Here is a 20,202-nt window from a genome sequence, read left to right as displayed (position 1 = left end):
ACCGGACCGGAGTCGAATGCAACGTAACAGGCCCGCAATATCTTGCGAAAGACCTTGCAGCAAGAAACCGCGAAGAAAAATGGCTTGTTTCGTGGATGTGAGCGCTGGATGTCCAAAGGGTTGACCGGTGCCTGACGGCCTCGTACGGTCTGGTCCGCGGCAAGGTTTGCATTCTTGCAGCAAGAACCTTCAGGAGCCTTGAGGGCATGGCGCGTTGCCGACTGAGGCTGCACCGTCACCCGCGTTTCCCCCACCCGCAGGAGGAAAGACATGGCACGCAGACCACTGTCTGCCGCGCTCGCCCTCGTGGCCGGCGCCGCCGCCCTCGTCGTCCCCACCGGATTCGGCGCCGCGTCCCCCGCGCAGGCCGCAGCTCCGGGCGACAAGGACGTCACCGCCGTGATGTTCGAATGGAAGTTCGCCTCCATAGCCAAGGCCTGCACGGACACCCTCGGTCCGGCGGGCTACGGCTACGTCCAGGTATCCCCGCCCCAGGAGCACATCCAGGGCGGCCAGTGGTGGACCTCCTACCAGCCCGTCAGCTATAAGATCGCCGGCCGGCTCGGCGACCGGGCCGCCTTCTCCGCCATGGTCAACACGTGTCACGCGGCCGGCGTGAAGGTCGTCGCCGACTCCGTCATCAACCACATGTCGGCCGGGAACGGCACCGGCACCGGCGGCTCCGCGTACACCAAGTACGACTACCCGGGCCTCTACTCCGGCGCCGACATGGACGACTGCCGCACCCAGATCGGCAACAACTACAACGACCGCGGCAACGTCCAGAACTGCGAACTGGTCGGCCTCGCCGACCTGGACACCGGCGAGGACTACGTACGCGGCAAGATCGCCGGGTACCTCAACGACCTGCTCTCGCTCGGCGTGGACGGCTTCCGGATCGACGCGGCCAAGCACATGCCCGCCGCCGACCTGGCCAACATCAAGTCCCGGTTGACCAACCCGAACGCCTACTGGAAGCACGAGGCGATCTACGGAGCGGGTGAGGCCGTCTCGCCCTCCGAATACCTCGGCACCGGGGACGTCCAGGAGTTCCGTTACGGGCGGAGCCTCAAGCAGGTCTTCCTCAACGAGAACCTCGCCCACCTGAAGAACTTCGGCGAGGGCTGGGGCTTCATGGAGTCCGGGAAGTCCGCCGTCTTCGTCGACAACCACGACACCGAGCGCGGCGGCGACACCCTCAACTACAAGAACGGTTCCGCCTACACCCTGGCCAGTGTCTTCATGCTGGCGTATCCCTACGGCTCCCCGGACGTCCACTCCGGCTACGAGTTCAGCGACCACGACGCAGGACCGCCGAACGGCGGCCAGGTGAACGCCTGCTACAGCGACGGCTGGAAGTGCCAGCACGCCTGGCGCGAGATCTCCTCCATGGTCGGCTTCCGCAACACCGCGCGCGGCCAGGGAGTCACCAACTGGTGGGACAACGGCGGCGACCAGATCGCCTTCGGCCGGGGCAGCAAGGCGTACGTCGCCATCAACCACGAGGGCTCCGCGCTGAACCGGACCTTCCAGACCTCGTTGCCCGCCGGTGACTACTGCGACGTCCAGTCCGGCAAGGGCGTCACCGTCAACGGCTCGGGCCAGTTCACCGCCACCGTCCCGGCCGGCACCGCCGTCGCCCTGCACGCCAACGCCCGTACGTGCTCCGGGGGCGGCGGCACCAACCCCGACCCGGGCCCCGGCAACGGCTCCTCCGGCGCCTCCTTCGGCGTCAACGCCACCACCCAGCCCGGCCAGAACATCCACGTCACCGGCGACCAGACCGCCCTCGGCAACTGGAACCCGGCGAACGCTCCCAAGCTCGACCCGGCCGCGTACCCCGTGTGGAAGCTGGACGTGGCCCTGCCCGCCGGGACCACGTTCGCCTACAAGTACGTCCGCAAGGACGCGGCCGGCAACGTCACCTGGGAGAGCGGCGCCAACCGCACCGCCACCGTCCCGGCCTCCGGGAAGGTCACGCTGACCGCCGACGTCTGGCGCGGCTGACCCGTACCCCTCGCCGACGGGCCGGTGGCATCGCCACCGGCCCGTCTCCGCACCGAATCAAGCCCCGAGGAGCACCCTCCGTGTCCCGAACGACCCTCAGACGAGGGGCGGTGGCCGCCCTGTGCGTGGCGCTGCTGCCCGTCGTCCCGGCGGCCACCGCCGCCGCATCGCCCCGGCCGCCGTCCCCGCCCTCGGACGCGAAGCTCGCCCGTGAGGCGGCCCGGCACGACCTCACGCGCGAGCAGTTCTACTTCGTGCTGCCGGACCGCTTCGCCAACGGCGACGCCTCCAACGACCGGGGCGGGCTGACCGGTTCGCGCCTCGACCACGGCTACGACCCCACCGACAAGGGGTTCTACCAGGGCGGCGACCTCAAGGGGCTGACCCAGAAGCTCGACTACATCAAGGGCCTCGGCACCACCGCCATCTGGATGGCCCCGATCTTCAAGAACCGGCCCGTCCAGGGCGCCGGCAAGGACGCGTCGGCGGGCTACCACGGCTACTGGATCACCGACTTCACCCAGGTCGACCCGCACTTCGGCACCAACGCCGACCTGGAGAAGCTGATCGACAAGGCCCACGCCAAGGGCCTGAAGGTCTTCTTCGACGTCATCACCAACCACACCGCCGACACCGTCGACCACGCGGAGAAGGCCTACGGCTACAAGCCCAAGGGCGCCTTCCCCTACCTCGACGAGGACGGCCGCCCCTTCGACGACCGCGAGGGCGTCGAGAAGGTCGACCGGGACTCCTTCCCGTACACCCCGGTGCAGGCCCCCGGCACGGAGAAGAAGGTGCCCTCCTGGCTCAACGACCCCACCATGTACCACAACCGGGGCGACTCGACGTGGGCCGGCGAGTCCAACGAGTACGGCGACTTCTCCGGGCTCGACGACCTGTGGACCGAGCGTCCCGAGGTCGTGAAGGGCATGGAGAAGATCTACGAGAAGTGGGTCCGCGACTTCGACATCGACGGCTTCCGCATCGACACCGTCAAACACGTCGACCTGGACTTCTGGACCCAGTGGGCCACCGCGCTCGACGCCTACGCGGCCAAGCGCGGCCGGGACGACTTCTTCATGTTCGGCGAGGTCTACTCCGCCGACACCGAGGTCACCTCGCCGTACGTCACCCGGGGCCGCCTGGACTCCACGCTGGACTTCCCGTTCCAGGACGCCGCCCGGCAGTTCGCCTCGCAGGGCGCGCCCGCCGACAAGCTCGCCTCGGTGTACGGCAACGACTTCCGCTACACCACCGACAAGGCCAACGCCTACGAGCAGGTCACCTTCCTCGGCAACCACGACATGGGCCGCATCGGGACCTTCCTGAAGCAGGACAACCCGAAGGCGGATGACGCCGAGCTGCTGAAGCGGGCCCGGCTGGCCAACGAGCTGATGTTCCTCGGCCGCGGCAACCCGGTGATCTACTACGGCGACGAGCAGGGCTTCACCGGCGCGGGCGGCGACAAGGACTCCCGCCAGACTCTCTTCGCCTCGAAGACCGCCGACTACCTCGACGACGACCAGCTCGGCACCGACCGCACCCACGCCTCGGACGCGTACGACACCGAGCACCCCGTCTACCGCTCCATCGCCGAGCTCTCGAAGCTCACCAAGGAGCACCCGGCGCTGCGCGACGGCACCCAGATCGAGCGGCTCGCGGACGGCTCCGTGTACGCCACCTCGCGCATCGCTGCCGAGCGGCCGTACGAGTACCTCGTCGCCTCCAACAACGGCACGACCCCGAAGAAGGTCCAGCTCGCCACAGAGTCGGCCGAGATGAACTTCCGTACGGTGTACGGCGGTTCCGGCGCGGTCCGCAGCGGCAAGGACAAGAAGGTCACCGTCACCGTGCCCGCCCTGTCCAGCCTCGTGCTGAAGGCGGACAAGGCCGTCGGCGCCCCCGCCGCCAAGCCCGCGGTCTCGCTGAATGCCCCGGCCGCCGGCGCCACCGGCACCGTCGAGATCACCGCAGACGTGGACGGGGGACAGCTCAACCGGGTCGTCTTCGCCGCCCAGGTCGGCAACGGCAAGTGGCAGACCCTCGGCACCGCCGACCACGCCCCGTACAGGGTCACCCAGCACCTCGACACGACGGTGAAGGCGGGCACCCCGCTGCGCTACAAGGCCGTCGTCGTCGACCGCACCGGGCGTACGTCCGGCGCTCTCGCCTCCACCACCGCCGGACAGGCCCCGCCGCCCGGCAAGCCCGTGGCCGTCGAGCGCGACCGGGCCGTCGTCCACTACCAGCGCCCCGACGGCGACTACGACGGCTGGCAGCTCAAGTCCGGTGACAGGACCGCCGAGTTCATCGGGCGCGACGCATACGGCGCGTTCGCCTGGATCGACCTGGAGAAGGGCACCGATTCCGTCCCGTACACCGTCGAGAAGAACGGCACGGCCGACGGACCGCAGCGGACCATCGACCTCGGTGTGACCGGACAGGTCTGGATCGAGCAGGGCAAGGACGGGCAGCAGGCCGAGGCCCCCGAGACCCCGCCGCAGGACACGACGAAGGCGGTTCTCCACTACCACCGCCCGGACGGGAACTACGACGGCTGGGGGCTGCACACCTGGGCGGGGGCCAAGGAGCCCACCGACTGGGCCAAGCCGCTGATGCCGGTGAAGAAGGACGCCTACGGGGTCACCTTCGAGGTGCCGCTCGTGGACGGGGCCACCAGCCTCAGCTACATCCTCCACAAGGGCGACGAGAAGGACCTCCCCAGCGACCAGTCCCTCGACCTCGCCACCTACGGCCCCGAGGTCTGGATGCTCGGCGGCAAGCCCGGCTACCTCCTCCCGCAGACCGGCGGTGGCGCGGCCCCCGACCTGTCCAAGGCCGAGGCGCAGTGGATCGACGCGAACACCGTCGTCTGGAAGGTGAAGACCACCGACGCCACCAGCCAGCAGCTCGTGTACGCCAAGAAGGGCGGCATCTCCGTCGTCGACGGGGCGCTGTCCGACGAGGGTCAGTGGCTGCGGCTCCAGCAGGGCGAGCTGAGCGAGGCGCAGAAGGCCAAGTTCCCCCACCTGAAGGACTATCCGGCGTTCACCGTGGACGCCCGCGACCGCGACCGCGTCCGCGAGTCCCTGCGGGGCCAGCTGATCGCGACCCAGCGCGCCGCCAACGGGGCCCTGCTCGCCGCCACCGGCGTACAGACGGCCGGAATCCTGGACGACCTGTACGGCAGGAAGGCCGCCTCCGCCGAACTCGGCCCGGTCTTCCGCAAGTCCACGCCGAAGCTCTCCGTGTGGGCCCCGACCGCCCAGACCGTCTCGCTCGAACTCGACGGCCGCAGCGTCCCGATGAAGCGCGACGACCGCACCGGCGTCTGGTCCGTCACGGGGAAGAAGAGCTGGCAGGGCAAGCCCTACCGGTACGCCGTGACCGTCTGGGCCCCCACCGTCCAGAAGCTGGTGACCAACAAGGTCACCGACCCCTACTCCACCGCCCTGACCGCCGACTCCGCCCGCAGCCTCGTCGTCGACCTCACCGACCCGAAGCTCGCGCCGCGCGGCTGGTCCGGCCTGAAGAAGCCCGCCGCCACCCCGCTGCGGGACGCCCAGATCCAGGAGTTGCACGTCCGGGACTTCTCCATCACGGACCGCACGGCGAAGCACCCCGGTGAATACCTCGCCTTCACCGACACCCGCTCCAAGGGCATGCGGCACCTGAAGAAGCTCGCCGACTCCGGCACGAGCTACGTCCACCTGCTGCCCGTCTTCGACATCGGGACCGTCCCGGAGAAGAAGAAGGACCAGGCGACCCCCGACTGCGATCTGACCGCCCACGCCCCCGACTCCGAGAAGCAGCAGGAGTGCGTGAGCAAGGCCGCCGCCAAGGACGGCTTCAACTGGGGCTACGACCCGTTCCACTACACCGTCCCCGAGGGTTCCTACGCCTCCGACCCGGACGGCACCGAGCGCACGGTCGAGTTCCGGCAGATGGTCCAGGGCCTGAACCAGGCCGGACTGCGCACGGTCATGGACGTCGTCTACAACCACACCGTCGCCTCCGGGCAGGACGACAAGTCGGTCCTCGACCGGATCGTGCCCGGTTACTACCAGCGGCTCCTGGAGGACGGCACCGTCGCCACCTCCACCTGCTGCGCCAACACCGCGCCCGAGAACACCATGATGGGCAAGCTCGTCGTCGACTCCGTCGTCACCTGGGCCAAGGAGTACAAGGTCGACGGCTTCCGCTTCGACCTGATGGGCCACCACCCCAAGGACAACATCCTCGAGGTCCGCAAGGCGCTGGACTCCCTCACGCTCGCCAAGGACGGCGTCGACGGCAAGAAGATCATCCTCTACGGCGAGGGCTGGAACTTCGGCGAGATCGCGGACGACGCCCGCTTCGTCCAGGCCACCCAGAAGAACATGGCCGGCACCGGCATCGCCACCTTCTCCGACCGGGCCCGCGACGCCGTGCGCGGCGGCGGCCCCTTCGACGAGGATCCCGGCGTCCAGGGCTTCGCCTCCGGCCTCTACACCGACCCCAACTCCTCGCCCGCCAACGGCACCCGTGCCGAGCAGAAGGCCCGGCTGCTGCACTACCAGGACCTGATCAAGGTCGGCCTCACCGGCAACCTCGCGAACTACACCTTCACCGACACCGCCGGGCGCACGGTCAAGGGCTCGGACGTCGACTACAACGGGGCGCCCGCCGGATACGCGGCCGCACCCGGCGACGCGCTCGCCTACTCCGACGCCCATGACAACGAAACCCTCTTCGACGCCCTCGCCTTCAAGCTCCCGGCCGGTTCCACGGCCGCCGAGCGGGCCAGGGCCCAGGTGGTCGCCATGGCCGCCTCCGTCCTCTCCCAGGGGCCCTCGCTCTCCCAGGCCGGCACCGACCTGCTGCGCTCCAAGTCCCTGGACCGCAACTCCTACGACAGCGGCGACTGGTTCAACGCCCTGCACTGGGACTGCCGCGACGGCAACGGCTTCGGACGGGGGCTCCCGCCCGCCGCCGACAACCGGGACAAGTGGTCGTACGCGAAGCCGCTCCTGGCCGCCACCGGCACCATCGCGCCCAACTGCGGCCAAATCGACGGGGCTTCGGCCGCCTACCGCGACCTGCTCACCATCCGCTCCACCGAGAGGGAGTTCTCCCTGCACACCGCGGACCAGGTGCAGTCCGCCCTGTCCTTCCCGCTCTCCGGCAAGGACGAGACCCCCGGCGTGATCACCATGCGCCTCGGCAAGCTCGTCGTCGTCCTCAACGCCGCTCCGGACACCGCCACCCAGCGGCTCGCCGCACCGGCCGGGAAGACGTACGCGCTGCACCCGGTCCAGGCCAAGGGTGCGGATCTTACGGTCAAACGAGCCAGGTACGAGGGGAAATCGGCCACTTTCACCGTTCCGGGACGCACGGCGGCCGTCTTCACTCTGCGCTGACCTCCCACCGCACTACGGTGACGGCAGACGTCGGCAACGGAGCCGCGACAGCCGTACCCGGTACCGTCCGGCCGGCCCCGCCCACCCCTCCGGGGGTGGGCGGGGCCGGCCCGCGGCCGTCGGCCCGCCGGCGCACCCTGCCCCAGCGTGCGGACGGTGATGATGACCAAGGTGGGACACCTTCCCGAGGAGACGAGCAGCTTCGTCGGGAGGCGGGCCGAACTGGCCCGGCTGCACACCGCGTTGACCACTCGGCGGATGACCACCCTGATCGGCCCCGGCGGGGTCGGCAAGACCCGGCTCGCGCTCCGGGCCGCCCGCGCGGTCGCCGACCGTTACGCGGACGGCGCCTGGTGGGCCGACCTCTCCCCGCTCTCCGACGACCGGCTGCTGCTCCCCACCGTCTCGGACGCGGTCGGACTCGCCGACCACACCCTGCGGATGCCCGTCGAGGCGCTCTGCGAATGGCTCGGCGACAAGCACCTCCTGCTGGTCCTCGACTCCGCCGAACATCTCCGCGGACCCTGCTCCCACCTGCTCGCCGAGATCCTGACCACCTCGATCGGCCTGACCGTCCTGGTCACCAGCAGGCAGCCGCTCGGCACCCGGGGCGAGCACGTCGTCGAGGTGCCGCCGCTCCCGGTCGACGGCGCGCCCGACGCCCTCCAGCTCTTCGCCGACCGGCTGCGCGCCGCCGACCCCCGGGCCGGCCTCGACGCCCCCGGGGACGAGGTGGCCGCCGCCGAGATCTGCCGCCGCCTCGAAGGCATCCCGCTCGCCATCGAACTGGCCGCCGCGGGCATCGGCCGGCACAGCGTGGCCCAGCTCGCCACCCGGATCGGCACCCGCTTCGACGCCCGGAGCGGCACCCTCGCCCTCGCCCCCGGCGGCTCCCGCCTCGATATCCTCGCCGACGAGACCGCCTGGCCCCGCCGCCACCGCACCCTGCGCACCGCCATCGGCTGGTCCCACGAGCTGTGCACCCCGCTGGAACGGCTCCTGTGGGCCCGGCTCACCCCGTTGCGCACCGACTTCGACGCGGAGGTCGCCCGCGAGGTCTGCGCCGGGGGGCCGCTCACCCCCGACGAGGTGGACCGGGCGCTCCAGGGGCTCGTCGCCCAGTCCGTCGTCCAGCGCGACGGCGACCGCTACCGGATGCTCGACACCCTGCGCGAGTACGGCCGGATGTGGCTCGCCGAGCTGGGCGAGGCCCGCGCCGCCGCCGACCGCCACGCCGGAAGCTTCCTCGGCCTCGCCCGCCGCGCCCACGAGGGCTGGACCGGCCCCGATCAGGTGTCCTGGTACCACAAGGTGTCCGACACCCATCTGGACCTGTGCGCCGCGCTGGAGCACCTGCTCGCCCACGACGTCGAAGGGGCCCAGGAGATGGCGGGCCGGGTCGGCTTCTTCTGGGCCTGCTGCGGCCACCTCTCCGAGGCCCGGAACTACGCCCAGCGCGCCCTGGACGCGGGCCCCGTCGAGGGACCCCACCGGACCAGGCTGCACTGGGTCCTCGGTGTCGCGGCCCTGCTCCAGAGCGACTTCGCGACCGCCGAGAAGTACGGGGCGCTCTGCACGGCCACCGCCCTGTACGACCGGGACGACGAGGGCATGCTCGGCGCCACGTATCTCTCCGGGCTCACCCAGCTGATGACCGGGCAGCCCGCGGCGGCCCTGGAGGCGGCCGGGCGCGTCCTGCGGATGACCGAGGGCGTCCCCGTGGACTCCGGCCACCGGCTGCGCTGCCGCCTCGTCATCGTCTTCGCGCTCACCGCGCTGGGCCGGCTCGCCGAGTCCGAGGCGGCGGCCACCGCGCTGCGCCAGGCCTGCGAACGCGGCGGCGAGTTCTGGACCCGCTCCTACGCGGACTACCAGCTCGCCCTGATCGCTCTGCTCCAGGGCCGCCCGGAGGCCTCCGCCACGCACGCCCGGGCGATGCTCGCGGGCAAGCACCGGCTCCGCGACAGCTTCGGCATCGCGCTGGGCCTGGACCTCCTGGCCGCCGCCATCGCCGCCCAGGGCGCGGGCGCCCAGGCCGCCCGGGTCTACGGCACCGGGCACGCGTACTGGCGGATGGTCGGCCACCCCCAGCGCGGCACGCCCGAGCTGGGCCCGGTCCGCGAGCATTGCGAACTCCAGGCGCGGGCGGCCGTCGGCGACGAGGCGTACCAGCGGGCCTTCGAGCGCGGCCAGTCGGACAACGCGGAGGTCGGGCTCGCCGCTGCCCTGCGCACCGAACTGCAGCTCTGACCAGGGCCTGAGCGTCACTCGTGTCCCCGGACTACCCGCATCCACCGCCTCGTGGGTAAGGTTAGGCATGCCTAAGTAGTCGCTCAGGTTCCGCTGACCCTCCCTGGAGAACTCGGATGCGTCTTTCCCGCCCCCGCGCCACGCAGCCGACCCGCGCCGAGCGCGTCCGGTCGATCCTGACCGTCGCCCACTCCATGACGGTGGTCAGCGACGGGCTGCACACCGAAGTCCGCCGCCTCGACGGCACGGGCGCGATGGGCCACATCCACCTGCATGCCCCGGACGACGGCAACCGCGCACCGAGCGCCGAACGCGTCCCGGCCCGCCTGGAGTTCACGGACATCGCCGCCACCCCCGTACGCGACCGCCTGCGCGCCCGCGTCACGGTCACCGGGCTGCTGGCCTCCCCGTACGGCACCGACACCGAGCAGTCCACCTGCATGGAGTTCGGCCAGGCCGTCCTGGAGGACGTCGAGGGGCGCACCTTCGTCACCCTGGAGGAGCTGGAGGAGGCGGAGGCCGACCCGATCGCCGCCTGCGAGGCGGGCATGCTCACCCATCTCGTGGACGACCACGCCGAACTGGTCCCGCTGCTGCTGCGCCTGGTCCACCCCCGCCCGGAGCGCGGCATGACCCGGGCCGTGCCGCTGGCGATGGACCGGTACGGCGTCACCCTGCGGCTCGAATACCCGAACGCCCACGAGGACGTCCGGCTGCCGTTCCCCCGCCCGGTCACCGAGATCGACCAGGCGGGCCCGCAGATCCACGCCCTGCTGGCCGCCGCCCGCCGCGTCTCCCACCGCAACGGGCTGCCCGCCTGATCCCGGCGGACCTACGGCTTCGGCAGTCGCTGGGCCGGCACGGCGGGCACATCCGGGGCCAACGCGGAGAGCCGGGCCAGCAGGTCCCCGAACGGGCCGTCCGCCGGCTCCTGGGACAGCACCCGCAGCACGATGCCCGCCATCTCCCGGTCGTACGCGGCGCTGACGGCGGCCAGGGCCGCGAAGTCGTGCACCAGCTGCATCTCCAGCTCCTCGCGCGAAATGCGCCGCCCGTCCAGCCAGATCAGCGCCGTCGACTCGGCGAGCGACACCCAGGAGCGCACGACCAGCTCCAGCCGGGCGGGCGGTTCACTCACCCCGAGGTGCGTGATGATCTGCTCGTACGCGGCCTGTCGCACCCCGTCGATCATGGCGTTCGCCGTCGAGGAGCCGACCGCGGGACCGCCGCGCATCAGCGCCGAGAAGCCCGGGCCGTGCTCGTCGACGAAGTCGAAGAACCGCCCCATCACCCGCAGCAGCCGCGCCCCCAGGGGCCCTTCGAGCGGCTCCAGGAAGCGCGCCGCCAACTCGTCGGCGGCCCGGCGCAGCGCCGCCTCGTACAGGCTCTGCTTCCCGGGGAAGTAGTGGTACACCAGCGGACGCGAGATCCCCGCGGCGGCGGCGATCTCGTCGATCGACACGTCCTCGGGCGAGCGGCGGCTGAACAAGTCCAGCGCGACGCCGATCAGTTGCTGTCTGCGCTCGTCGACGCCCATCCTGCGCCGCACCCCGGTCGTCATGCGCCCAGCCTATCCGGGGCGCGCACCCACAGGCCCTAGAGGTCCAGGACGAGACGCCCGCCCCGGCACCGCGAGACGCAGATCAGCATCGAGTCGCCCCGCTCGTCGTCGGTCAGCAGCTCGTCCCGGTGATCGATCTCGCCCTCCAGCACCCGCTGTTGGCACGTCCCGCAGAACCCCTGCTCGCAGGAGTACGACACATACGGCAGCTCCGCGCGGACGGCGGCCAGCACCGACTGCCCGGCCGCGACCGGCACCGTACGCCCGCTGCGCCGCAGCTCCACCTCGAAAGCCCCGGAGCCCGCGGCGGCGCCCGCCGTACCGCCCGGCGCCGCCGAGAACGGCTCCAGGTGCAGGGTGCAGCCCTCGGGCAGCGCGGCGGTGGCGGCGGCCATCAGCGGCTCGGGGCCGCAGCAGTAGACCGCCGTCCCCGGGGCGAGGTCCGCCAGCGCCCCCGCCACGTCCGGGTGGCCCGCCTCGTCCTGGGCGACGACCGTGACCCGGTCCCCGTCCGCGCCCAGCTTCCCGATCTCCTCCAGGAACGGCATCGACGCCCGCGACCGGCCCCCGTACAGCAGCCGCCACTCGGCCCCCGACGCGGCCAGCGACCGCAGCATCGGCAACACCGGGGTGATCCCGATACCGCCGACGACGAAGACGTACCCCGGGGCCCCGGTCAGCGGGAAGCGGTTGCGCGGCCCGCGCACCTCCACCTCCAGGCCCTCCTGGAGCTGTTCGTGCACCTCCCGCGAACCGCCCCGGCCGTCCGCCACCAGCCTGGTCGCCACCGTGTAGGCGTCGGTGTCCGCCGGATCGCCGCACAGCGAGTACTGCCGCACCAGCCCGGACGGCAGCACCAGATCCAGATGGGCGCCGGGCGACCAGGGCGGCAGGCCGGGCCCCTCCAGGCGGAGCTGGACCACCCCTTCGGCGACCTCGGTCCGCCCGGTGATCAGCAGCTTGCGGACCGCCGTCGCGCGCCGCTTCGAGTGCCCCGATACCGGCTCGGGCAGTGCGGGCAGCGGCCACAGCGGGGACCGCGCGATCCGGCGTTTCAGGGCGCGCCGGGTGAGCAGGGCGGCGCCGGAGACCAGCACGACGGTACGGAGACGGGGCAGCGCCATGGGTCAGGCCCCCTTCGCCGTCGCGGATTCGGCGGCGAGGGCGGCGGGGGAGCGGGTCAGATACTCCACGGCCTGGGCCGTACTGCCCTCCTGCGAGGGGTGGTAGGACCGGCTGAGATAGCTGGGGACCGAGCGCAGGATCGCGCCCGTGCTCGGCAGCGTGCCCTGCTTCCCGCTCGCGTGGAACGCCTTGAAGGACGCCTTGCCGTCCAACAGCGAGGGGTCGTTCTCCATGAAGAACCGGGTGCCGCGCTGCCACAGGAACACCAGCGCGGAGAACGCCGCCGCCCAGGTGCGCACGCGGCGCCGGTAGCCGCCGTCCACATGCATGAAGACGTCGAAGGCCACCGACCGGTGCTCCACCTCCTCCGCCCCGTGCCAGCGCAGCAGGTCCAGCATGGTCGGGTCCGCGCCCTTGCGGTCCAGGGCCTCGGCGTTGAGGATCCAGTCTCCGAGGAAGGCCGTGTAGTGCTCAATGGCCGCGATCATCGCCACCCGCTCCATCAGCCACCACTTCGACGCCCGACCCGGCGGCAGGGTCCGGTCCCCGAGCAGCTTCTCGAAGAACCAGTCGACCTGCGCGGTGTACGGGGTCGGGTCGAGGCCCAACTCCCGCAGATGCGGCAGTACATCGTCGTGTGCCTGCGAGTGCACGGCCTCCTGCCCGATGAACCCGATGACGTCCTCGCGGAGCTGGTCGTCGTGGAGGTACGGGAGGATCTGCCGGTAGACGTGGATGAACCAGCGTTCCCCGGCCGGGAGCAGCAGATGGAGCACGTTGATGGTGTGCGTGGTGAACGGATCGCCCGGCACCCAGTGCAGGGGGGTCTTCTCCCAGGCGAAGGACACCTTGCGGGCCTTGAGGGGCGTCCGCTCCGACGCGACCGCCGCTGGCTGCGTGTTAGACATGGTGTCAATGTACTGATGGGTATGCGGGCGGAACAGAGGCGTGCAGGGATTTTCCCTGCGGCTCCGCGCGGCGTCGCGCGATGATCGCTGTATGACGAAACTCGTGCAGGCCCGCTCCTTTGACGCCATCGCCGCCGCCTACGACGCCCACCGGCCCTCCTACCCGCCCGCGCTGTTCGACGCGGTCGAGGAGCTGGCCGGAATCCCGCTCGCCGGGGCCCGGGTCGCGGACGTCGGTGCGGGCACGGGGCTCGGCACGGCCCGGCTGTACGAGCGCGGGGCCCGGGTCACCGCGGTGGAGCCGGGCGACGGGATGGCCGAGCAGTTCGCCCGGAGCCTGCGGGACGTGTCCCTGGTCCGGGGCGACGGGAACAGCCTGCCCCTGCGGACCGGCTCCATGGACCTGATCACCTACGCCCAGGCATGGCACTGGACCGACCCCGCCCGCTCGATCCCCGAGGCCCGCCAGGTGCTGCGGCCGGGAGGCGCGCTCGCCCTGTGGTGGAACGACAGCGACCCGTCCGAGGAGTGGCTGGTCGACCAGGAGAACCGGATGCGGGTCTTCTTCGGGGCGGACATCCCCGCCGTCCCGTCCCGTCGGGCCCGCTTCCGGGCCGGGCTGCCGGACGGGCTCGCCTTCCGGACCCGGCAGGTGGCCTGGAGCCGTCGCGTACCGCTGGACGCGCATATCGCCAACATGGCCACCCACTCCGATTTCCTGATCGGCGATCCGGTGGCGGTCCGCGACTTCTTCGACCGCGAACGGGCTCTGCTGACCGATCTGTTCCCGGACGGCCAGGTCGAGGAGGCGTATCTCGTGAGTCTTGCCGTAGCCCACCCGTGACTCCGCTTCCGGGTGCAGGATGGGCCGATGGTGACAGAACCGGAATGGCGACACGTGCGGCGCGACGGGGCAACTGCCCTTGTCCTGGCGGGAATTCTGTTCCTGACCGGGTGCAGTTCGGAACCGGCCGAAGACGGCGGGGGGCAGGGCCGGCCCACGCCGAAGCCGGCCGCGACGGGCACGCTGGAGGAGCTGGCGAAGAAGGCCGGCTGCGACCCGAACGTGCAGACCGACGCGGCCGAGCTCCGGCAGGCCAACTGCAAGACGAGCGGGAGGCGTTACGTCCTCACCACCTTCGCCACCGACCGCGGGCAGCGGGAGTGGATCAACGAGGCCAAGGACTACGGCGGCTCGTACCTCGTCGGACGGCGGTGGGTGGCCGTCGGCGAACCGGACGTGGTCGCGGCGCTGCGCGGCCGGCTCGGTGGGACAGTGGAGACCGCCTCGCCTCACCACTCGGGGACCAGTGGCGGAGGGGGGAGCGAGGACGGGCACTCCGGTCACCACACGAGCTGACCGCGCAGGTTCACGGGGGCCGCACGCGCCGCGTCAGCGGCAGCGGCGGCCGTCGTTGATGCACCGCACCATCTTGTTCATCAGCCGGTCGTCGAAGACGTTGATGAAGTCGCCGTGATCGGTGATCGGTTTGTGCAGCTGCTCGGGGAACGAGTCCACGGCGAAGCCGGGCCCCGCCGGAACGTCGTAGACGATGCGCTGCACCAGTTGCGGCACCGCCCGGAACCCGTTCGGGCACCGCCCGTTCTCCTGGGCGAAGGCCACATGGGTGCGGTGGTTGGCGCTGTCGGTGTTCTGGCCGTCCCAGCAGTTCTGGAAGGCGAACGTCCGTACCACCTGACTGCCCTCGGGGCAGATCGGATACTTGTCCGTCAACTGGCGGTCCTCGAATCCGGTGCAGCTCCACGAGGCGTTGGCATTGGCGTCGCCGTTGGTGAACGCCTTCGCGTCCCCGGTGATGATCCGCAGGAAGCGCGGCATCGCGGTGACCCTGCCGACGGGCGAGCCGACGAACTTCAGCGTCACCTGGGACGGGGTCTGGATCTCCCCGACGTTCTGGTCCCGGCCGCCGCCGTCCGCGTCCGCGTCGTCCTCGTCCTGCCCGTTCTGCAGGCGCAGGACCGGCCAGTAGTAGGTGGAGCGGTCGCCCTGGTTGCGGCAGGTGGTCGCGCCGTTCGCCAGGTCGTCGTCGCTCGCGAAGGCGTCGTTGGCCTGGTTGCCGATGTAATCGTGCATATGGTGCGCGCCGTTGCTCACGCCGGGCGCGACGATCACGTTGTCCGGGTTGAATTTCCCGTTCTCATTACGACCGCAGTCGGTGGTGAAGGTGCCCCGGGACGCGCCTCGGCGCTGGCGGGGCCGGTCGACGTTTGGCTGCACGGACTGGATATCGACGAAATCGGCGGCCACGGGCCCGTTGCCGCCCTGGCCCTGATCCTGCCCGGGGTTCTCCCCCTGACCGGGGTCCTCACCGCCCGGGTCCTGCCCGGGGTCCTGCCCCTGGCCCGCGTTCTGGCCCTGGTTCTGGCCTTGGTCCTGGCCCTGGCCGTCGTCCTGGCCTCCGTCACCGTCACCGCGACCGCCGTTGCCGTCACCGCGGCTGTCGTCGGCGCGCAGGCTGCACCCGGCGAGGCTCTCCAGCCCCGCCGGCCGCTCACCCACACGCCCGATCGCGATGCCGATACGGTCGAGGCTCGCCGTCCGCTTGCTGCGCAACGGGCCGAGCACGGCGTTCTCCGCCAGCCCGGGATCCCGGGCTATCTGCTCCTTCCGGTCAGCGAACTGCTGGTAGGCGTCGGTGATCTGGGTATCCATCGCCGCGAGTTCGCGGTCGACCTCCCCGCGTGCCTCGTCCGGCACCTCGGGCAGTCCGTTGACGGCTTCGGGACAGTCGATGGTGGACAGCTGACGGCCCGCGTTCTGCGTCCGGGTGGGCGGAGAAGAACCGGACGGTCCTTCTCCCGCGGAGGCGTAGACATTGACCGCGACCAGCCCACCTCCCCCCAGGATCAGGGCTGCGGAGGCGGCGATGGCCCGGTTGGCCAGCGTGGAACGTTTCTTGCGCGATGTGCGTCGCATGGGACTCCTCTGCTTCGAGGGAGAAGCGTGACGTCCCATACGGACGGGAAGCCCGCCCCGTTCACCGCGGCCCCGACCAACGCGCGAACTCGGCCAGTTGCTCGTCCATCGGGGCGCCCGTGAGCCGGTTGGCCAGGGTCGACAGGGTGTACGCGCCGATGCCCAGGACCACTTCGAGGGCGTTCTGCCCGGTGTAGCCGTACGCCAGGAAGTCCCGCAGGTCCGCGTCGTCCACCGCGCCCGCCGAGGCGAGCACCGCCAGGGTGAACCTCCGTAGGGCTTCGAGGCGTTCGTCCGGCAGCGGAGTCTCCGTGCCGTCGCGCAGGGCGGCGATCAGCGCCGGGTCGGCGTCCAGGGCGGTCAGCTTCGCGGTGTGCATCGCGACGCAGACGTGGCAGTCGTTGCGGGTGGCCATCGTCATGACGACGACCTCGCGGGAGAGCGGGTCCAGCGTGCAGGCATCGAAGATCGCGCTGATCTTCAGGAAGCCGTCCAGGGCGTGGGGCGAGGCCGCGAGCCGGGCGACGGCGGCGGGCCGGTAGCCGAGGCGCTCCGTCACGGCCTCCATGGCGCGCCGTGATGCGGGTGGGGCGGTTTCGGGGGTGAGATCGGCAAAGGGCATGGCGAACCTCTCGCGGAGATAGGATCGACAACATGATTGACGAAAAAAAGGTAAACCAGGTTGTCGAGTCTCGCAACGGCTTCGAACTGCCGCTGCTCCTCTTCGCCGGTTTCCGCTCGATCATCGACGCCCTGCACCGGGACCTCGCCGAGCACGGGCACCCCGAGACCCGCCCCGCGTACGGCTTCGCCCTCCAGGCGGTGGGCCGCGACGGCGCGGCCATCAGCGAGATCGGGCGGTGCCTCGGGGTCTCCAAGCAGGCGGCCGGGAAGACCGTCGAGAAGCTGGAGGCGCTCGGTTACGTGGAGCGCGCCCCGGACCCCGCCGACGGCCGGCGCACCCTGATCCACCTCACCCCGCACGGCGTCGACCTGCTGGCCCGGTCCGCCGAGGGCTTCGACCGGCTGCGGGCGGACTGGGCCCGGACGCTCGGCGAGGACCGGCTGGCCGCCCTGGAGCAGGACCTCCGCGCGATGGCCCCGGGCGGCGCGTTCCGGCTGGACGCGGCGGGCTGGTTCACGGGCTGATCGCCCCCTGCGCACCCCGGCCGCGCCTGTCGACGCTCAGCCGCGGTCCAGATACGCCAGCACCGCCAGCACCCGGCGGTTGTCGTCGTCCGACGGAGGCAGATCCAGCTTCCCGAAGATGTTCGACGTGTGCTTGGCCACCGCCCGCTCCGTGATGACCAGCTGCGAGGCGATGGCGGCGTTCGACCTGCCCTGCGCCACCAGCTCCATCACCTCCCGCTCACGCGGGGTGAGGCCACCGATCGGCTTGTCCTGCGAACGGCGCGACAAGAGCTGCGAGATGACCTGCGGGTCCATCGCCGTTCCGCCCGCCGCCACCCGCCGTACCGCGTCGATGAACTGGTCCGCGTCGAAGACCCGGTCCTTCAGCAGATAGCCGACCCCGCCGTTGCCGTCCGCCAGCAACTCCCGTGCGTACAACTGCTCCACGTGCTGCGAGAGCACCAGCACCGGAAGCCCCGGACGGGCCCGGCGGGCGGCCAGGGCGCACTGGAGGCCCTCGTCCGTGTGCGACGGCGGGAGCCGGACGTCGACGACAGCGACGTCCGGCTCCAACTCGGCGAGGGCCTTCGTCAGTTCCGGCCCGGTCTCCACAGCCGCGGCGATCTCGAAGTCGTACGCCTCCAGCATGCGCACCAGGCCGTCGCGCAACAGGAAGAGATCTTCGGCTAGGACAACTCGCAAGGGATCTCCATGGTCACCATGGTGGGACCGCCCGCGGGACTGCTGACGGCCAGGACGCCGTCGAATGTACCCAGTCGCCGTTCGATTCCGCTCAGCCCCGAGCCCGGTCCGACCGCCGCACCGCCCCGGCCGTCGTCCGTCACGGAGATCCGGAGCATCCCCTCCGCGTGGTGCAGGTCCACGTACACCCGCTCGGCCTCGGCGTGCTTCACCGTGTTCGTCAGGGCCTCGCTGACCGCGAAGTACGCCGCCGACTCCACCGGGGCCTCCGCCCGCCCCGGCAGCTCCACCGTCACCTCGGAGGCGACCGGCAGCCGCAGTGCCAGCGCCCGGACCGCGTCGCCGAGACCGCGCTCCGCGAGGACCGGCGGGTGGATGCCCCGGACCAGGTCGCGCAGTTCGGTGAGCGCCTCCGCCGACGACTCCCGGGCCATCGCCAGCAGCCTCTTCGCCTGCGCCGGGTCCTTCTCGATCAGCGCCTCGATCGTGCCCAGGTTCATACCCATCGCGACCAGCCGGGCCTGCGCACCGTCGTGCAAGTCCCTCTCGATGCGGCGCAGTTCGGCGGCCGCGGTGTCCACGGCCTCGTGCCGGGTCTCCGTCAGCCGCTCGACGCGCTGCGCCAGCTCCTCGTCCCGGGCCGGCGCCAGCACCCTACGGGCGAGCAGGAAGTGCGACCGCAGCAACGGTTCGGAGGCCCGCATCCCCAGGTGGAAGATCACGATCCCCAGCGCCAGGGCCGCGATGCCCGTCGCCTGGCTGTCCACCGGCACGAACCCGTACCAGTACGGCTGGTCCTGGAACACCCGCCACAGCCCCGCCGCCAGGACGAGACCCTCCACCGGGTAGATCATCAGGGCCGCCGCCAGGATCCCCAAGGTCGTGCCGGCGGTCATGTCCACCAGCAGCCACCGCAGATCCCGCCAGGTCGCCGGATCCTTCAGCATCAGCGTGGTGCGCTCCACCTGACCGGTGACACCCGGCCGCAGATCCTTCGGGAAGGGCCGGTACGGGACCGGGATCCGCACGTCCGACCAGGTCACCGCCCACAGCCGGCGCTGGTTGGCGTGCTTGCGGACGGCCTCCAGCACCACCGGGGTGGTGAACACCCCGATACCCAGCAGGATGAAGGAGATCGAGACCACCGAGAGCACGAACAGGGTGATGGACACCGCCAGACCGACCACAGCCAGGTACAGCCCCCGCCCTGCCGCCACCATCGACGGCCTCAGCCGCCCCGAGAACACCTTCATCGCGATCCCTCTCCCCTCACCGGAGCCGGGCCGATCCCCGATCCGGATGCCAGTCTCACCCGGGCCGGCCCCGCCGCGTCAGCCGGTCCACCACCCGAAGGGGGTGTACCTGGCACCACCCCCGCATCCGCCCCCTGTACCTCCGCCACCGAGCCCTCCGTGATGCTGCTCCTGGGCGAGCGCAACTGGTGTACCCCGCGCGGGCTTTCCCGGCTTCCGAGCCTGGAGCACGAGGAGCCCGCCGGGCCGGTGCGCGACACCGTACGGGTCTGAGCCGACGGGGCCGGGCACACGGGGGCGGCCCCGGAACACGGTGAAGGAAAACCGTGCTCCGGGGCCGCTGGACGTGCGCTGTGCTGCGCTGCGACGGGCCGAACCGGACGGTCAGGGCGTGTACTTGTACCCCACCCGGCGGACCGTCTGGATGGAACGGCGGTATTCCGCGCCCAGCTTGCGGCGCAGCCGGGCGACATGGACGTCGACGGTGCGCCCGTCGCCCACATGCCCGTAGCCCCACACCGTCGTCACCAACTGGTCGCGGGTGTGCACCCGGTGCGGGTGCGCCACCAGATGGGCCAGCAGCAACTGGTCGCGGGTGTGCACCCGGTGCGGGTGCGCCACCAGATGGGCCAGCAGCTCGAACTCCAGGTACGTCAGGTCGAGGGCGACGCCGTCGACCGATGCCGTACGCCGGGTGGCGTCGATCCGGACCGGACCGGCCGACACCCCCTCGGCACCGGCAACGGCACCGGAGCCCGCGTCGGGCGCCGGCCGGAGCTGGGCGCCGGCGACGGCCCCCGCGAGCGCGGGCTGCTGATCGGCCGGCACGAGCACCAGGTACCCGATCATCGGCGGCTGGCCGGGCAGCGAGGGCAGGGTGTGCGGCGGGGCCGGCAGCCAGGTGGCCCCCGGCGGGAGGAACCCCGCC

15 protein-coding genes are annotated in these 20,202 nt (G+C 71.4%); 7 read left to right on the top strand and 8 right to left on the bottom strand.

Going from position 1 to position 20,202, the window contains the following annotated elements; all coding sequences use genetic code 11:
• Window positions 1–270 precede the first annotated feature (270 nt).
• The 4 genes from D3105_RS20630 to D3105_RS20615 all read left to right on the top strand — a co-directional run bounded on the left by D3105_RS20630 (window position 271) and on the right by D3105_RS20615 (window position 10,477).
• Complete coding sequence (locus D3105_RS20630; RefSeq protein WP_118904583.1) at window positions 271–2,007, top strand: carbohydrate-binding module family 20 domain-containing protein; 1,737 nt, start codon at window positions 271–273, stop codon at window positions 2,005–2,007.
• Between the two features lie 80 nt (window positions 2,008–2,087).
• Window positions 2,088–7,406 carry a pullulanase-type alpha-1,6-glucosidase gene (pulA, locus tag D3105_RS20625; protein ID WP_118904582.1) on the top strand — a complete coding sequence of 1,773 codons (5,319 nt, stop codon included), beginning with the start codon at window positions 2,088–2,090 and terminating at the stop codon, window positions 7,404–7,406.
• A 159-nt stretch (window positions 7,407–7,565) separates the two neighbouring features.
• The gene (locus tag D3105_RS20620; protein WP_118904581.1) at window positions 7,566–9,656 is read left to right on the top strand and encodes an ATP-binding protein; all 2,091 of its coding nucleotides are present in this window, start codon (window positions 7,566–7,568) and stop codon (window positions 9,654–9,656) included.
• A gap of 116 nt (window positions 9,657–9,772) precedes the next feature.
• Window positions 9,773–10,477 (top strand): DUF2470 domain-containing protein, encoded by a 705-nt coding sequence (locus D3105_RS20615; RefSeq protein WP_118904580.1) that lies wholly within the window; start codon window positions 9,773–9,775, stop codon window positions 10,475–10,477.
• 11 nt (window positions 10,478–10,488) lie between these two features.
• On the opposite strand, the gene D3105_RS20610 is transcribed toward D3105_RS20615, so the two are convergent.
• From D3105_RS20610 to D3105_RS20600, 3 genes are read right to left on the bottom strand one after another with little or no spacing between them, the layout of a single operon-like run.
• A complete protein-coding gene (locus D3105_RS20610; RefSeq protein WP_118904579.1) occupies window positions 10,489–11,217 on the bottom strand; it encodes a TetR/AcrR family transcriptional regulator in 729 nt (242 codons plus the stop codon).
• A 35-nt stretch (window positions 11,218–11,252) separates the two neighbouring features.
• Window positions 11,253–12,341 (bottom strand): PDR/VanB family oxidoreductase, encoded by a 1,089-nt coding sequence (locus tag D3105_RS20605; RefSeq protein WP_118904578.1) that lies wholly within the window; start codon window positions 12,339–12,341, stop codon window positions 11,253–11,255.
• Between the two features lie 3 nt (window positions 12,342–12,344).
• The gene (locus D3105_RS20600) at window positions 12,345–13,250 is read right to left on the bottom strand and encodes a metal-dependent hydrolase (protein ID WP_118904577.1); all 906 of its coding nucleotides are present in this window, start codon (window positions 13,248–13,250) and stop codon (window positions 12,345–12,347) included.
• A gap of 91 nt (window positions 13,251–13,341) precedes the next feature.
• Between D3105_RS20600 and D3105_RS20595 the strand changes: the two genes are divergently transcribed.
• Both D3105_RS20595 and D3105_RS20590 read left to right on the top strand, forming a co-directional pair.
• On the top strand, window positions 13,342–14,094 hold the full coding sequence (locus tag D3105_RS20595; protein WP_118904576.1) for a class I SAM-dependent methyltransferase: 753 nt from the start codon (window positions 13,342–13,344) through the stop codon (window positions 14,092–14,094).
• Window positions 14,095–14,121: 27 nt separating this feature from the next.
• Window positions 14,122–14,610 (top strand): hypothetical protein, encoded by a 489-nt coding sequence (locus tag D3105_RS20590; protein WP_118904575.1) that lies wholly within the window; start codon window positions 14,122–14,124, stop codon window positions 14,608–14,610.
• 33 nt (window positions 14,611–14,643) lie between these two features.
• On the opposite strand, the gene D3105_RS20585 is transcribed toward D3105_RS20590, so the two are convergent.
• Both D3105_RS20585 and D3105_RS20580 read right to left on the bottom strand, forming a co-directional pair.
• Window positions 14,644–16,188 (bottom strand): DUF1996 domain-containing protein, encoded by a 1,545-nt coding sequence (locus D3105_RS20585; RefSeq protein WP_118904574.1) that lies wholly within the window; start codon window positions 16,186–16,188, stop codon window positions 14,644–14,646.
• A 61-nt stretch (window positions 16,189–16,249) separates the two neighbouring features.
• Window positions 16,250–16,810: a carboxymuconolactone decarboxylase family protein gene (locus tag D3105_RS20580; protein WP_118904573.1), complete on the bottom strand. Its 561-nt coding sequence runs from the start codon at window positions 16,808–16,810 to the stop codon at window positions 16,250–16,252.
• 32 nt (window positions 16,811–16,842) lie between these two features.
• Between D3105_RS20580 and D3105_RS20575 the strand changes: the two genes are divergently transcribed.
• Entirely contained in the window at window positions 16,843–17,337 is a 495-nt protein-coding gene (locus tag D3105_RS20575; RefSeq protein ID WP_118904572.1) for a MarR family winged helix-turn-helix transcriptional regulator, read from the top strand.
• Window positions 17,338–17,373: 36 nt separating this feature from the next.
• On the opposite strand, the gene D3105_RS20570 is transcribed toward D3105_RS20575, so the two are convergent.
• The 3 genes from D3105_RS20570 to D3105_RS20560 all read right to left on the bottom strand — a co-directional run.
• Entirely contained in the window at window positions 17,374–18,021 is a 648-nt protein-coding gene (locus D3105_RS20570) for a LuxR C-terminal-related transcriptional regulator (RefSeq protein WP_065490152.1), read from the bottom strand.
• Complete coding sequence (locus D3105_RS20565; protein ID WP_118904571.1) at window positions 18,006–19,274, bottom strand: sensor histidine kinase; 1,269 nt, start codon at window positions 19,272–19,274, stop codon at window positions 18,006–18,008. The genes D3105_RS20570 and D3105_RS20565 overlap by 16 nt, the downstream gene beginning before the upstream one ends.
• 384 nt (window positions 19,275–19,658) lie before the next feature.
• The coding region (locus tag D3105_RS20560; RefSeq protein WP_133305698.1) for a winged helix-turn-helix domain-containing protein at window positions 19,659–20,202 on the bottom strand (544 nt) is incomplete at its 5' end.

This window comes from Streptomyces globisporus, assembly GCF_003501885.1.
GTDB lineage: Bacteria > Actinomycetota > Actinomycetes > Streptomycetales > Streptomycetaceae > Streptomyces > Streptomyces globisporus_D.
Note: the sequence above shows the minus strand (reverse complement) of the source record. Positions and strands in the feature narration are given on the sequence as shown.